15 protein-coding genes are annotated in these 13,755 nt (G+C 44.3%); all 15 read left to right on the plus strand.

Annotated features, from left to right (window positions below):
• Window positions 1–23: 23 nt before the first annotated feature.
• The 15 genes from ACQ86K_RS09850 to ACQ86K_RS09920 all read left to right on the plus strand — a co-directional run bounded on the left by ACQ86K_RS09850 (window position 24) and on the right by ACQ86K_RS09920 (window position 13,408).
• Window positions 24–806: an NIPSNAP family protein gene (locus ACQ86K_RS09850; RefSeq protein ID WP_143020893.1), complete on the plus strand. Its 783-nt coding sequence runs from the start codon at window positions 24–26 to the stop codon at window positions 804–806.
• 381 nt (window positions 807–1,187) lie between these two features.
• Complete coding sequence (locus tag ACQ86K_RS09855; RefSeq protein WP_431200263.1) at window positions 1,188–1,826, plus strand: hypothetical protein; 639 nt, start codon at window positions 1,188–1,190, stop codon at window positions 1,824–1,826.
• Window positions 1,796–2,434: an efflux RND transporter periplasmic adaptor subunit gene (locus tag ACQ86K_RS09860; protein ID WP_431200264.1), complete on the plus strand. Its 639-nt coding sequence runs from the start codon at window positions 1,796–1,798 to the stop codon at window positions 2,432–2,434. The genes ACQ86K_RS09855 and ACQ86K_RS09860 overlap by 31 nt, the downstream gene beginning before the upstream one ends.
• 286 nt (window positions 2,435–2,720) lie before the next feature.
• Window positions 2,721–4,178 carry a TolC family protein gene (locus tag ACQ86K_RS09865; RefSeq protein WP_091175398.1) on the plus strand — a complete coding sequence of 486 codons (1,458 nt, stop codon included), beginning with the start codon at window positions 2,721–2,723 and terminating at the stop codon, window positions 4,176–4,178.
• 79 nt (window positions 4,179–4,257) lie between these two features.
• Window positions 4,258–4,923, plus strand: coding sequence for an ABC transporter ATP-binding protein (locus tag ACQ86K_RS09870; RefSeq protein ID WP_091175395.1), 666 nt, complete (start codon window positions 4,258–4,260; stop codon window positions 4,921–4,923).
• 24 nt (window positions 4,924–4,947) lie between these two features.
• A complete protein-coding gene (locus tag ACQ86K_RS09875; protein ID WP_431200265.1) occupies window positions 4,948–6,021 on the plus strand; it encodes an ABC transporter permease in 1,074 nt (357 codons plus the stop codon).
• Window positions 5,924–6,172 carry an ABC transporter permease gene (locus ACQ86K_RS09880; RefSeq protein ID WP_431200266.1) on the plus strand — a complete coding sequence of 83 codons (249 nt, stop codon included), beginning with the start codon at window positions 5,924–5,926 and terminating at the stop codon, window positions 6,170–6,172. The genes ACQ86K_RS09875 and ACQ86K_RS09880 overlap by 98 nt, the downstream gene beginning before the upstream one ends.
• A gap of 28 nt (window positions 6,173–6,200) precedes the next feature.
• Window positions 6,201–7,385 (plus strand): ABC transporter permease, encoded by a 1,185-nt coding sequence (locus tag ACQ86K_RS09885; RefSeq protein WP_091175390.1) that lies wholly within the window; start codon window positions 6,201–6,203, stop codon window positions 7,383–7,385.
• A gap of 21 nt (window positions 7,386–7,406) precedes the next feature.
• Window positions 7,407–8,780: a sigma-54-dependent transcriptional regulator gene (locus ACQ86K_RS09890; protein WP_431200267.1), complete on the plus strand. Its 1,374-nt coding sequence runs from the start codon at window positions 7,407–7,409 to the stop codon at window positions 8,778–8,780.
• Window positions 8,764–9,798 carry a sensor histidine kinase gene (locus tag ACQ86K_RS09895; RefSeq protein ID WP_431200268.1) on the plus strand — a complete coding sequence of 345 codons (1,035 nt, stop codon included), beginning with the start codon at window positions 8,764–8,766 and terminating at the stop codon, window positions 9,796–9,798. Before ACQ86K_RS09890 ends, ACQ86K_RS09895 begins: the two co-directional genes overlap by 17 nt.
• Complete coding sequence (locus ACQ86K_RS09900; RefSeq protein ID WP_431200269.1) at window positions 9,753–9,962, plus strand: hypothetical protein; 210 nt, start codon at window positions 9,753–9,755, stop codon at window positions 9,960–9,962. The genes ACQ86K_RS09895 and ACQ86K_RS09900 overlap by 46 nt, the downstream gene beginning before the upstream one ends.
• A complete protein-coding gene (locus tag ACQ86K_RS09905; RefSeq protein ID WP_431200826.1) occupies window positions 9,893–10,060 on the plus strand; it encodes an ATP-binding protein in 168 nt (55 codons plus the stop codon). The genes ACQ86K_RS09900 and ACQ86K_RS09905 overlap by 70 nt, the downstream gene beginning before the upstream one ends.
• A gap of 367 nt (window positions 10,061–10,427) precedes the next feature.
• Window positions 10,428–12,098 carry a hypothetical protein gene (locus ACQ86K_RS09910; protein WP_431200270.1) on the plus strand — a complete coding sequence of 557 codons (1,671 nt, stop codon included), beginning with the start codon at window positions 10,428–10,430 and terminating at the stop codon, window positions 12,096–12,098.
• A 111-nt stretch (window positions 12,099–12,209) separates the two neighbouring features.
• Window positions 12,210–12,518 carry a transposase gene (locus tag ACQ86K_RS09915; RefSeq protein WP_143020740.1) on the plus strand — a complete coding sequence of 103 codons (309 nt, stop codon included), beginning with the start codon at window positions 12,210–12,212 and terminating at the stop codon, window positions 12,516–12,518.
• Between the two features lie 5 nt (window positions 12,519–12,523).
• Entirely contained in the window at window positions 12,524–13,408 is an 885-nt protein-coding gene (locus ACQ86K_RS09920) for an IS3 family transposase (RefSeq protein ID WP_431198369.1), read from the plus strand.
• Window positions 13,409–13,755: the final 347 nt, after the last annotated feature.

Consider the following 13,755-nt stretch of genomic DNA (forward strand, 5'->3'; position numbering starts at 1 on the left):
TACTTCGAAAATATAACGCAGTTATGAAACCTTTTGTAAAATCATCTATCGCTTTTTTTGCCTGTTTATTTATCGCTGCAGTGGCATTGGCAAATGCACCGGCGCGTAATTATTATCAGCTTAAAATATACCATTACAAAACCCAGGCGCAGGAAAATACCATTGAAAAGTATTTAGAACAGGCCTACATACCTGCGCTGCACCGGGCCGGCATTAAGAATGTCGGTGTGTTTAAGCCTGTAAGCCAGGCAGATACCGCGAAGCTGTTATATGTATTTACACCCTTTCAATCATGGGACAAGTTAATGGGTATCGATCAAAAGTTACAGGCCGATGCCGCATATCTTGCGGATGGAAAGGATTACATTGACGCCGCTTATAATGATCAGCCTTATACCCGTTTTGAAACAATTATACTACAGGCTTTTCCGGGCATGCCTTCAACAGCGGTGCCTAATTTGACCGCTAAAAAAGCCGATAGGGTTTATGAATTGCGTAGTTATGAAAGTCCTACCGAAAAATACAATGTCAATAAGGTAACCATGTTTAATGTGGGCGATGAAATAGGCCTGTTTAAACGGCTTGGTTTTAATGCCGTTTTTTATTCGGAGGTTATTGCGGGCAGTCATATGCCTAATTTAATGTACATGACCACTTTTAACAGTAAAGAAGACCGGGACAAGCATTGGGACACTTTTGGTAAAGATGCTTACTGGAAAACGCTTTCGGCTAAAGCTGAGTATCAGCATAACGTTTCCCATGCTGATATTATCTTTCTGCGCCCGGCAGATTATTCTGATTTTTAGGTTGCCGGCAGGTTCAACTTATGGACTTGCACCAGAGGTGCAAAAGGTTTGCAGCATCTTCGTCCCCTCAGGGTCTCTCGCAGAGGACCCTGAGGGGCACCGCAATTTAAATATCTACCGGATTGATTATCCAGGACGGCAAATAAGCATGGCGTATACCTCAGGGTCCTCTGCGAGAGACCCTGAGGGGACATGAACAACAACTCAACGGTATAAAAATAAATCAGCGCCATCAACGCAATCAAAAATCAATCAACGGTCGGTATTGAATATTTTGTCCGATATCGATCACTTTTTCAAAATTAAAAACATGTAACTTATTGATATTTAATGTTTTAATATTGGTATAGCTCTTGCAAAACCTTATCCAAATTTATCACAATGGATAAGGAAATTACACTTGAAGTTACAGCTGCCAAACGCAAAAAAAGCGCGGTAGTCATCATTATCAGCATAGCTGTTCTGGTGCTTGCCGTAATGCTTTTGCGCGGATATATTAAATCAACCATTACCAGGGCCGAAATTACAACCGCCAAAGTTGAAATCGGCAATATCGAAAATACCATAAACGCCACTGGCGAGGTTTTGCCTGAGTTTGAAGAGATCATCACCAGCCCGATAAATGCATCTATCAAGAGTGCGCTGATGGATGCGGGTAATAAGGTCAAAGCCGGCCAATCGATATTAACGCTGGATAAATCGGCTACCCAAACCGATTTTGAAAAACAAAAGTTTCAGCTCGAAACCAAACGCACCGAGATCAGCAAACTCAAGCTTGATCTGAACAAAAGCTTCTACGACATTCAATCCAATAATGATATTAAACAACTCCACATCAGCAACCTTGCCGATGCCGTTGAAAATGCCAAACGCCTGTATAAAGCCGGCGGCGGTACCCGCGAAAATATTGAACAGGCCGAGCTGAACCTCAAAGTTGCACAGCTTGAAAAAAACAGCTGGAAAACGAGATCAAAAGCAAGCAGCAAACCATGCAGCTGGAGATTAAAGAAGCTGAAATAGCGGCAGATATCCAGCAAAACGATTTGAAAGAATTACAACGTAAACTTGACCTGGCCAATGTGGTGGCAACACGGGCAGGAGTGATCACCTACGTAAACAAAAATATTGGCGCCAACATTCACGAAGGTGAAACCCTGGCACGGATTGCCGATCTGGGCAGTTTCAGGATCCAGGGCAGTATTTCTGATAACTCTGCCGATCAGCTGCATAGCGGCTTGCCGGTTATTGTGCGGATCAATGATGCCCAGCTAAGGGGGCATGTAAGCAATATATCCCCATCGGTACAAAACAGCATCATTTCGTTTGATGTGCAGCTGGATGACCGGGCCAGCAAATTGCTCCGGCCCAATATGAAAGTCGACGTTTTTTTGGTGACGGCTACACATAATAAAATTATGCGCGTGGCTAACGGCCCGGCATTTAAAGGCCCTTCTGTTCAGGACATTTTTGTACTGAACAATGGTAAAGCCGAACGCCGCACGGTACACATTGGTCTCACCAATTTTGACTATGTGGAGATACAGAGCGGCGTAAAGCCTGGTGATGTGATAATCACATCGGATATGAGCGAATATAAAAATTCGAAGGAAGTAACGGTGAAAAATTAGAAACAGGAGCTTGTGACACAACGGTGTTATCACGGCAGGCCCTTGGAAGAAACAAAAAAAGCGAGGGCTGTGCGATTCCCTCCCCTGGGAGGGTGTAGGGAGGGGTTTCGTGGACAAACAATTCGTTTAAATGGCGGATAAACCCCTCCCTGCCACTACGCATGTCTACACACCCCTCCCAAGGGAGGGAATTAAAAAATTCCCCAAACGGTTGTTGCTGACAACACCAACAACGGCGGGGTAACCATAACAGATTAAAAACGGTTAAAAAATAGAATCGGGCATCATGAAATTTATATACATCATACTATTATTAACCACAAGCTCAGTGGCGTTAGCACACGCTGGCACCGATACCCTGCGGCTAACGCTGCAGCAGGTGGTTGACATGGCCAAAGCCAATTCAATAGCCGCCAAGCAGGCTGCTACTGTACGCGAAACCAAATATTGGGAATACCGCACCTACAAATCAAACTACCAGCCGCAGCTGGCATTAAGCGGTACTTTACCTGGATATACTAAAACATTTTCGCAGGTGCAGCAGCCTGACGGTACTATACTTTTCCAGCCTATTCATAACGATAACTCATCATTACAGCTTAACTTTAGCCAAAGTATTACAGCTACCGGCGGTACTATTTATGGCACCACACAATTACAGCGGTTTGATGATTTTGACAGGCATAATGTATTGTATAACGGTATCCCTTACGGTATAAATTATTCACAGCCGCTGTTTCAGTTCAACAGCCTTAAATGGGATAAAAAAATTGAGCCTTTAAAGTTTAATGAAAGCAAACAGGTTTATATTGAAGCCCAGGAAAAGATAGCTGTTGACGTGGAAGGGTACTTTTTCGACCTGCTGCTGGCCCAGGTAAACCTGAAGATTGCCGAAACCAACTTGACTAATACCCAGGGGATCTTAAAGGTAGCCAACCTCAAGTACGAGTTAGGAAAGGTATCAAAAAACGAGATCCTGCAACTACAGCTGGAAAAGATCAACGCGCAGAAAGCCGTTGGTACAGCCAGGCGCGATATGGAGATTGCAACACTGAACCTGCGCAGTTTTACGGGGCAGGAGGGGAGTGAGCGGATAGTACTGGTAGTACCGAAAAATATTAGCCAGATGACCGTATCATCAGATAAAGTGCTGGCCGAAGCTTACGCCAACCGCTCGGATGCAATCGCTTTTTCACGCCGTATTGCAGAAGCAAAGCGCGATGTGGCTAAAGCCAAAGGGCAAAATGGTTTAACCGCCACGCTTACCGCCAGCCTGGGCTTTTCAAATACAGCTACCAATATTCCTGATGTATACAAGAACCCTCAAAACCAGCAATTGCTGCAGGTACAGCTTTCTATACCGATACTGGATTGGGGCAGATCCAAGTCCCGTGCTAAAACGGCTTTAGCCAACCAGCAGTTTACCGAGTATGCTGTTGAGCAGGATAAACAAACTTTTAAACAGCAGATAGTAACCCAGGTATCGCTTTTTAATGTAATGAAAGAGCAACTGGTTTATACCGCGCAGGCCGATAGCATAGCCGCCGAAAAATACCAGATAGCACGTGAACGCTATGTTTTAGGCGACCTGAGCATTACCGACCTTGGCATTGCCTTCCGCGAAAACGACCAGGCCCAGCGCGATTATGTAGCCGCCCTCCGTGATTTTTGGGGAGCTTACTACCAGTTGCGTTACCTTTCGCTCTATGATTTTGAAACAAACAAAAAAATCACCTATAACTAAATCAATAATTTATTTAACAAAACCCTAAACACATAAACGATAAAAATCACTAATTCACTAACTCAATAATTATTCACTCATGATACGTTTACAAAACATTGAAAAGGTGTACCGCACCGATACCGTAGAAACCCTGGCCCTGAACAGCGTAAGCCTTGATATTGCCAAAGGCGAATTTTTATCCATCATGGGCCCCTCGGGCTGCGGCAAAAGCACCCTGCTTAACATCATGGGCCTGCTTGACGCGCCCTCAAAAGGACAGATCAGGATTGACGATCAAAAAACAGAAGGTATGAATGATAAGCAACTGGCAGCTTTCCGGAATAAAAAGCTGGGTTTTATTTTTCAAAGCTATCATCTTATTAACGATCTGCAGGTGCTTGATAACGTGGAGCTGCCCTTACTTTATCGCGATACTACCGCCAAACAACGCCGTGAACTGGCTGCCGAAGCACTGGAAAAGGTAGGGCTTGCTAACCGTTTAAAACATTTTCCTACACAACTGTCTGGTGGTCAGCGGCAGCGTGTGGCCATAGCAAGGGCTATTGTAGGCAAACCCGAAATTATTTTAGCCGACGAGCCTACCGGCAACCTCGATAGTGCTATGGGCAATGAAATTATGGAGATCCTCCTTAACCTTAACCGTAATGATGGCACTACCATAGTAATGGTTACGCACGATGAAAATATGGCGCATAAAACCCACAGGCTGGTGCGCTTATTTGATGGTGCACAAGTTCAATAATTAACCGGTTTTAAAATTAAAGTTATGCTAAAAAATTATTTTAAAATAGCCATAGCGGTACTCAAGCGCCGTAAGTTTTTTACGTTTATCAGCTTGTTCGGGATTAGTTTTACGCTTACCATCCTGATAGTTTTAACAGCTTTTATTGATAAGGTAATTGGTGATAACTACCCGGATAAAAAGCGTGACAGGTCATTGTATATTACCCGGATCCAGGAGTCGGGGGATAATAATATGATGTCGAGTACCTTATCTTATTATTTTTTAAGCCATTATACGAGCATGATGAAAACCCCTGTAAAGGTTGCCATATCATCTATGTTTAAGGGAACCAATACCTATGTCAACAATAAAAAGATAGCTGTAAACTTCAAATACACCAATGCCGATTACTGGGATGTGCTGGATTACGATTTTACAGAAGGGAAACCGTTTAATAAGCAGCAGGTAAGCAATGCAGATCGTGTAGCTATCATATCAGAAGATATGAAACGGCAATACTTTGGCGATGTAACACAGGTGGTAGGTAAGTACATTGAGGCAGATAACGTGAATTACAGGGTAATTGGTGTTGTTAAGAACGTACCGGTAACTAATTACATGCTTTACAGCGATATCTACCTGCCGTATACCGTATCAAAAGAAGATTATAAAAGCAAAGGTTATCTGGGCGGTTATCTGGGCATTTTGCTTGCCAACTCGCCAGGGGATGTCCCCAAAATGAAGGCCGAATATGAGAATATTATAAAACGGGTGCCTGTTGAGCGAAAGGAATTTAAACACCTTTACAGCCATGCCAACACTTTTTTCAGGAGTTATGTTGATACCGGAAACGAAGAACATTCTGGCGTATTCATAGTAGTCACGGCCATAAGCATATTTGTATTCATATTTACCCTGCTGCCAACACTTAACCTGGTTAACATCAATATCACCCGTATTATGGAACGTCTCGTCAGAAATTGGCGTACGGAAGGCTTTTGGTGCCTCGTCAAAAACATTGGTTTACCAGTTTATTGTCGAAAACCTGATACTTACTTTATTGGGCGGCTTAATTGGGATTGTTCTATCGCTGATTGTGCTTTCTGCGATCAATAACGCTAATCTTATAGCCAATCTTGAGCTAAGCATCAACTTTACGGTTTTATTTATAGGCTTGCTGGTTTGTCTTGTTTTTGGTCTACTATCAGGTGTTTATCCGGCCTGGCGCATGTCAAAACTGAACGTGGTTACGGCATTAAAAGCTTAATGGTCATTTACTTTTAAATCAAAATATTATGTTCAAGCATTTATTTAAACTCATCTGGAATAAAAAGAAGCAGAACTTTCTGCTCATTACCGAGATGCTGGTATCCTTCCTGGTATTGTTTGCGGTATTTACACTTATGATGTATTACTATAACAATTACAAAAAGCCCATGGGTTTTGATTACCAGGATGTATGGGTTATTAATTATAACAATTCATACCAAACCAAAAATGTGGATTCACTTAATCTTTATTACGAAACGCTCCGCAAAACAATAAAATCATTACCCCATATAAAAGAAATCACTTTTGTTAGCGGCAATATTCCGTTTTCATCACGAACAAACGAAAGCGGGTTGACTTTCAGGGGTAAGCACGTTCAACATCTTAATAATTTTACTGTTGAAGATTACTATCAAAAAGTAATGAATGTTACTTTATTGGAAGGGCGCTGGTTTGATAAGGAAGATGTGGTTGGCAAAAACAAAAGTATCATTATTGATGCTGCTTTAAAGGAAGCTACGTTTGGTAAAGAACCTGCTGTTGGGAAACTTTTAGGCAACGATGATGATAAAAACAAGTTTAAGGTAGTCGGGGTAATTCAAACTATTAAAAAGAATGGGGATTATTTAAACCCAGGGCCGGGTATGTATTTCAGAACGGATACAGGCTCATTCCGATGGCTCGATAAGATCCTGGTAAAGGTTGATCATGGTGCCGATGCTGCCTTTGAAGGTAAATTGTACAAAACAATGGCCAACGATATGAAAAATGCCAATATCGAAATTGAACACCTTGCCAGTAAACGAACCGATGCTAACTACTTTGCTTTGGTGCCTATGATCATATTGGCTATCGTGAGCACATTCCTGGTGATTAACGTGGCGCTGGGCCTGTTTGGCGTATTGTGGTATAATATTAATAAGCGCAGGGGAGAGATAGGTTTACGCCGGGCCATTGGTGCTACAGGTGGCGCGGTATCAGCCCAATTAGTGTCCGAATCTATGATCCTGGCAACGCTGGCCCTTATTATCGGGACCTTTTTCGCGGCCCAGTTTCCATTGCTAAACGTTTTTGATTTGCCTGCAATTGTTTATATCGAAGGGATATTAATATCTGTTTTGTTTGTTTACCTGCTGGTGCTCATTTGTTCGCTTTACCCCGGCAAACAGGCCGCGGCTATTTACCCGGCTGTTGCTTTACACGAAGAATAATTACGATATTGACCGCTTGTTATGATATTGGTTATTGATGATGATATTGCCGTACGCACTTCGCTTATCCTGCTGCTAAAAAGCGAGGGGTATGATGCTGCAGGTGCCGATGAGCCTGCCGAAGCCCTTAAGATCATTAAGAAAAAGGCTCCTGAGTTGGTCATTTTAGATCTTAATTTTTCGATAGATACATCAGGGCAGGAGGGAATGGAACTGCTTGCAAAGATCAAAGCTTTTAACAGCGCTATCCCCGTGATCCTGATCACCGGCTGGGGGAGCATTGAATTGGCAGTTAAAGGTATGAAACTGGGCGCCAATGATTTCATCAATAAGCCGTGGAATAACGAGTACCTTATTCAATCAGTTAAAACCCTGCTCGATCTGCAGGATAAAAAGACCGAGCACCATACCCGTAAGCAACTGGATAAAACCTACAACTTTGAAAATATTGTAGGCGAAGATCCCCGGATGCTCGATATCCTGGAAACCATTGGCCGGGTAGCCTCGACCGATGCATCTGTGTTGATCATGGGCGAAAGCGGCACAGGTAAAGAGCTGATAGCCGAGGCCATTCACCAAAATAGCCTGCGTCGTAATAAGCCGTTTATTAAAGTAAACCTTGGGGGCATCTCAACATCGTTGTTTGAAAGCGAAATGTTCGGCCATATCCGCGGAGCGTTTACTGATGCACGGTTTGACAGGATAGGCCGCTTTGAAATGGCAAATAAAGGCACCATTTTTTTAGATGAAATAGGCGACCTGGATGCCGGCAGCCAGGTAAAGCTGCTCCGCGTATTGCAGGACCGCACCTATGAAGTATTGGGCAGCAGTCGCACCAAAACCGTTGATACGCGTGTGGTTTGCGCCACAAATAAAAACCTTAACGAGATGGTGGCCCGGGGTACTTTTCGCGAGGATTTGCTGTACCGAATCAACCTGATCACTGTTTACCTGCCCGCCCTGCGCGAGCGGCCGAAGGATATTCCATTGCTGGTTAGCTTTTTTATTAATAACTTGAAGCAGATCTATAACCGGCCCAATTTGTCGGTAGCACCATCGGCTATGAAGTGGTTACAGCAGTTGCCTTTACCGGGCAATATACGGCAGTTGAAAAACCTGGTGGAGCGCTCCATTTTGGTGAGCCGCAGGGATGAACTGAGTATCGATGACTTCCGGTCGCAATTGGAATTATCACCAGTTAAAAAAGGAAATATCCAGTTGCCGGGGGTGGGTACTTTAACTTTAGAAGAGGTTGAAGTAGAGATGATAAAACGGGCTTTAGATCATCATAAAAACAAGATAAGCAAGGCCGCCGCTGCTTTAGGGCTTACGCGCAGCGCCCTGTACCGGCGGCTCGAGAAATACCAGATCCCGTACGATGAAGCTGAGGACTAAATACATTTTATTCGTAGTGATCCTGCACCTGCTAACCCTGGTGCTTACTTATTTTATTTTCAACGATAACAAGATCTATTTTATCATATCGGAGGTGGTTGTGATCATCTCTTCGGTAATTGCCGTGCAGCTTTACCGGCAGCTCATTCAGCCACTAAAAATGCTGATGCAGGGCGTTGAGGCTATTAAAGATAAAGATTTTAATGTGAAATTCCTTTCAACCGGCAAGCACGAGGTTGACGCGCTGATTGATGTTTATAACCAAATGATGGACGAGCTAAGAACCGAACGGACACGACAGGAACAGCAGCATTTCTTTTTAGAAAAGCTCATCCACACTTCGCCAACAGGTATCATCATCCTTGATTTTGATGACCGTGTGCAACAGGTAAACCCTAAGGCGCTGCAGGCGTTGAACATGTGCGAAAAAGACCTGATAGGTGAACTGATAGAAGAATTGAAACACCCGCTCTTCGCACAGATCAAAGCCCTTAAATCGGGTGAAACCATAGTGGTTAAGCTGGATGGGATCAATTCATTCAAACTCCAAAAATCGCATTTTATCGACCGGGGATTTTCGCGCCATTTTATTATGCTGGAGGATTTGACAGCCGAGATCCTGGCAGCAGAAAAGAAAGTTTATGGCAAAGTGATCAGGATGATGGCACATGAGGTGAACAATACCATAGGCCCGGTAAATTCCATCATGCAATCGGCCATGAAAGCCGATCAGCTTTGGGCCGGTCATGATTTCGACCCTATAAAAGATGCCCTGCAGGTTGCTATGGACAGAAACCAAAACCTCAACCTGTTCATGCGCAATTTTGCCGATTTAGTGAAACTGCCGCCGGCCAACAAACAGCCTGTAGTATTGCAAAAGCTCTTAGCATCGGTAGTAAAGCTGATGAATATCCGTGCTGAAGAAAAAATGTGGTGTTGGTCCTTCATTTACCCGAAGAACCGGTTAATATCATGGCTGATGAACAACAACTGGAGCAGGCATTCATTAACATTGTAAAAAACGCTATTGAGGCTATTGATGACCAGGGATCAGTAACCTTTACCATCAACCTCAAAGAAAAAAGCTCGTTATCACTGATACCGGCAAAGGTATCTCAGCCGAACAAAATGCCAACCTGTTTACTCCCTTCTTCAGCACCAAAAAAGACGGGCAGGGGATAGGCTTAACCCTGGTACGTGAAATCATGCTGAACCATGGCTTTGAGTTTTCGTTAAAAACGGTGGCTGATCAGCAGACGGAGTTTGTAATTTATTTTTGATTGGCTTTTATGTTTCACAGATAAACTGTTTAAATTCAATTGTTTTAATTGTAGAGACGCATAATTGCGTCTCCCTAATGCAAATTACGGCAAGTAAAAAACGACGAGGAAAGCCGCTTGTCCTATGAGAGACGCAACTATGCGTCTCTACCCAAAAATCCAATTGCATTTCGCCGCCGCTCGGCCCCAGCCGAGCGGCAACTATCAAGCGGCCTCCGGCCGCCGTTGAAAAAGCAGTCAAGATGAGTTGGTTGGGTAACTTCAATAAAAATTCAACATTGTATTAGTTTTTGCTTAATCCTTTTAGTAACGTTGTAAACCAATTTAAATGTTACCTTAACAGATAATCACTGCAATTACATCTACTATGCAAAGACGGCATTTTATCAAAATTTCTGCAGCCACGGGCGCTGCAATGCTTTTTAGCAAGCTTACTTATTCGGCCCTGAACGGAGCCGCGATGATGAACGCCCCTGATGAGGTTTGGGCTCAATCCGGTACCGATTGGGTTAAGCTTACTGCGTCAAACGGATCTCACTACGCTAATAAAGAAATAAGCGTAAGCTTGAAAACTAATGGCAATGCACTTGGCGTATTCGTTTCATCGCCAAAACAGGAATTAAACGCGATAAGATTAAAGTGGAAACACAATACTGCTGCATCCGCCAGGTTCCTGGGCGATCATTGGGAACGTTCATACGGTGATCTGCAATGGAAAAACATAGCCGCAGGCATTAAAAATCCATGGTATGTAATTATTCATGATGATAAGCAAACGACATGTTTTGGGGTAAAGACTGGTGCTAATAGTATTTGCTGGTGGGGCGTAAATAATGACAGTATTGAACTCACCCTGGACACAACCTCGGGTGGGGTAGGTGTATTATTGGGCGACAGGCAACTGCACGCTGCTGACCTCATAACCACAAATGCCAAAACAGGAGAGAATACTTTTGCTGCAACCCACCGCTTTTGTAAAATGATGTGCGAAAAGCCGCGCATTCCAAAGCAACCGGTATACGGGATTAACGACTGGTACTTTGCTTACGGAAACAACTCGGCCGAACTGATCAAAAAAACCACCGCTATGATGGCCGAACTGGTTACCGATCATAGTAATAAACCTTTTTCGGTTATAGATGCCGGTTGGGCAACTTATTCGCCGTTATTACCCGGTGATGGTGGCTGGAACGATGACTTTTCAAAGCCAAACGATAAGTTTAAGGATATGCATGCGCTGGGTGATGAGATCAAAAAATTGGGTATGCGCCCCGGCCTGTGGATGCGTCCGCTTTGTGCTAAGCATGATGAGAAGGCCAGCTTACTGGCGCCAAAGGTCCCCGGCAGGGATGACCCGAAAAATCCGGTACTCGATCCAACCATCCCCGAAAATATAGCCCGTATTAAACATAATTTTGATGTGTACAAGCAATGGGGATACGAAATGGTAAAGCATGATTTTACCACTTATGACATAGCAGGCAGCTGGGGTTTTGATATGAAGGACAGCTTTACTTCGCCGGGCTGGCATTTTAACGACAGGACAAAAACCAACGCCGAGATCATCCTGCACCTGTACCGCTCCATCCGTGAAGCCGCGGGTGATGGCATTTATGTGATTGGTTGTAATACGATGAGCCACCTGTCGGCCGGGGTGTTTGAACTTTGCCGTATCGGCGATGATACCAGTGGTCATGAATGGGCGCGTACCCGTAAAATGGGCGTTAACACGCTCGCTTTCCGCCTGCCGCAGCACAATGCCTTTTATGCGGTAGATGGCGATTGCGTAGGGCTTACTAAAGACATTGAATGGAAAAGGAACAAGCAGTGGCTGCAATTATTAGCCGAAAGTGGCGCGCCGCTGTTCATCTCCGGTCAGCCCGAAGCCATGGGCGAAGAGCAAAAGAAAGCAGTAAAAACAGCTTTCGCACAAGCCGCCAAAGTACAGCCACTGGGCCAGCCATTGGATTGGATGGAAACCATGTTGCCAACCAAATGGAAACTGAATGGCAGGGTGGTTGATTTTGATTGGGCTTAAACCAAGAGAGGGGCTTGTCACCCTGAGCCAGTCGAAGGGTCGCGCGCAGAGGCCTTGCCCTGAGATGCATCGGTAAAGCCGGACAGTCGAGATGCTTAACTTAGCAAATCAATGGACAAGAAAAAGTCAAGCCGCCGTGTTTACGATGCGGATTTTAGGTCGGATGTATTGAAGATGGTTTTTAGTGGTCGTTCGGTTGTGGACGTGGCCGCTTCGTTGGGGATCAGGGAGAATTTGATCCACAAATGGAAAAGCCGTTATAAAGAAACAACGGGATCATCGGCGCTGAAATCGCCAGGGTCAGAAACGCCGATTGTATCGGTAGAAGAATATGAACGAATGAAGGTACGTCTGCGAGAAGTGGAGCAGGAAAGGGATATCTTAAAAAAAGCATTGGGCATTTTCAGCCGGACAACTTAAAGCAGGTGTACGCTTTTATTTTATCACAGGAGCTGTTTTTTCCGGTGATAAGGATGTGTGATGTATTATCGGTGAGCAGGAGCTGTTACTATGCCTATCGTAAGCAGGATGAGCAGGCTGAATGCTCAGTTCAAAAGAAGATCGAAGCGCAGGTAGTTGAAGCCTTCCGGTTACATAAACACCGTTATGGTATCCGTAGGTTAGTCCCGGAGTTGTCAGACCAGGGATTAAAGATAGGTCATTACCGGGTACGGCGTATCTTACATCAAAATGGATTGAAAGCGATTCAACCCAGATCATTTGTGCCCCGGACAACAGATAGCCGACATCCATATCCAATCAGCCCCAACCGGTTGAAAGACAGGTTACCGCCATCAGGGATAGACCAGATATGGGTTGGCGATATCACCTATATCCCGCTAAGAGAAGGATCCTGGTGCTATCTGGCGGTATGGATGGATCTGTTTTCCCGCAGAGTGATCGGGTGGCAGTTGTTGCACCACATGAAAGAGGCCCTTGTACTGGAGGCGTTTCAGAAGGCCTATAGCAATCGTAAAGCTGATAAGGGGTTGATCGTTCATTCAGATCGTGGCGGACAATATGCAGGGAATATATTCCGCCGATGGCTTGCCAGGTGTCATGTACTACAAAGCATGAGCGATGCGGACAATCCGTATGACAATGCTTTTATGGAATCGTACTTCTCCCGGTTTAAAGCCGAGCTATTGCAGGACGGCTCTTTTGAAAATATAGAAAATGCCCGCAGCGAGATATTTGAATATATTGAAATGTACTATAACCCTATCCGAAGACATTCAGCCTTAGGCTATATCAGCCCGATGGCGTTTGAGCGAAAGGCAAGTTATCCACAAAAAGCGGAGGCCCGATAAAAAGAAAAAAGAAGCAAAAAAGAAAAACGTGTTGAAATATGGAAAACTCTCCGAGTTTCCCACATTTCAACACCACAAACAAACAACAAGTTATTTATTTTTACTTTTATAAATCATGACAGATCAACTGTCCGGATAAACCATCACACCCCACCCACCATGCTTCGACTGGCTACCCATGACAAGATAAAAATGTGGTTTTTCGCAGCAGATCAGCTTCGGGTGAAAACGAACAGAACGATGCTGGGCGGTGCGGCTGCAGGGGCATAGCAAGTTTTTGCAGAAGCGGAGGCATTGCGTGCGAATCGGGGCAAAATAATTGCAGCCCGTGGTTCTGTTCGTTTTGC

It is taken from the genome of Mucilaginibacter sp. P19 (assembly GCF_050632265.1).
GTDB classification, from domain to species: Bacteria; Bacteroidota; Bacteroidia; order Sphingobacteriales; family Sphingobacteriaceae; genus Mucilaginibacter; species Mucilaginibacter gossypii.

What these genes read in the sequence shown, in the direction of transcription:
- ACQ86K_RS09850 (WP_143020893.1), top strand. Translation starts at nt 24, where the DNA reads ATGAAACCTTTTGTAAAATCATCTATCGCTTTTTTTGCCTGTTTATTT.
- ACQ86K_RS09855 (WP_431200263.1), top strand. Translation starts at nt 1,188, where the DNA reads ATGGATAAGGAAATTACACTTGAAGTTACAGCTGCCAAACGCAAAAAA.
- ACQ86K_RS09860 (WP_431200264.1), top strand. Translation starts at nt 1,796, where the DNA reads ATGCAGCTGGAGATTAAAGAAGCTGAAATAGCGGCAGATATCCAGCAA.
- ACQ86K_RS09865 (WP_091175398.1), top strand. Translation starts at nt 2,721, where the DNA reads ATGAAATTTATATACATCATACTATTATTAACCACAAGCTCAGTGGCG.
- ACQ86K_RS09870 (WP_091175395.1), top strand. Translation starts at nt 4,258, where the DNA reads ATGATACGTTTACAAAACATTGAAAAGGTGTACCGCACCGATACCGTA.
- ACQ86K_RS09875 (WP_431200265.1), top strand. Translation starts at nt 4,948, where the DNA reads ATGCTAAAAAATTATTTTAAAATAGCCATAGCGGTACTCAAGCGCCGT.
- ACQ86K_RS09885 (WP_091175390.1), top strand. Translation starts at nt 6,201, where the DNA reads ATGTTCAAGCATTTATTTAAACTCATCTGGAATAAAAAGAAGCAGAAC.
- ACQ86K_RS09890 (WP_431200267.1), top strand. Translation starts at nt 7,407, where the DNA reads ATGATATTGGTTATTGATGATGATATTGCCGTACGCACTTCGCTTATC.
- ACQ86K_RS09895 (WP_431200268.1), top strand. Translation starts at nt 8,764, where the DNA reads ATGAAGCTGAGGACTAAATACATTTTATTCGTAGTGATCCTGCACCTG.
- ACQ86K_RS09900 (WP_431200269.1), top strand. Translation starts at nt 9,753, where the DNA reads ATGGCTGATGAACAACAACTGGAGCAGGCATTCATTAACATTGTAAAA.
- ACQ86K_RS09910 (WP_431200270.1), top strand. Translation starts at nt 10,428, where the DNA reads ATGCAAAGACGGCATTTTATCAAAATTTCTGCAGCCACGGGCGCTGCA.
- ACQ86K_RS09915 (WP_143020740.1), top strand. Translation starts at nt 12,210, where the DNA reads ATGGACAAGAAAAAGTCAAGCCGCCGTGTTTACGATGCGGATTTTAGG.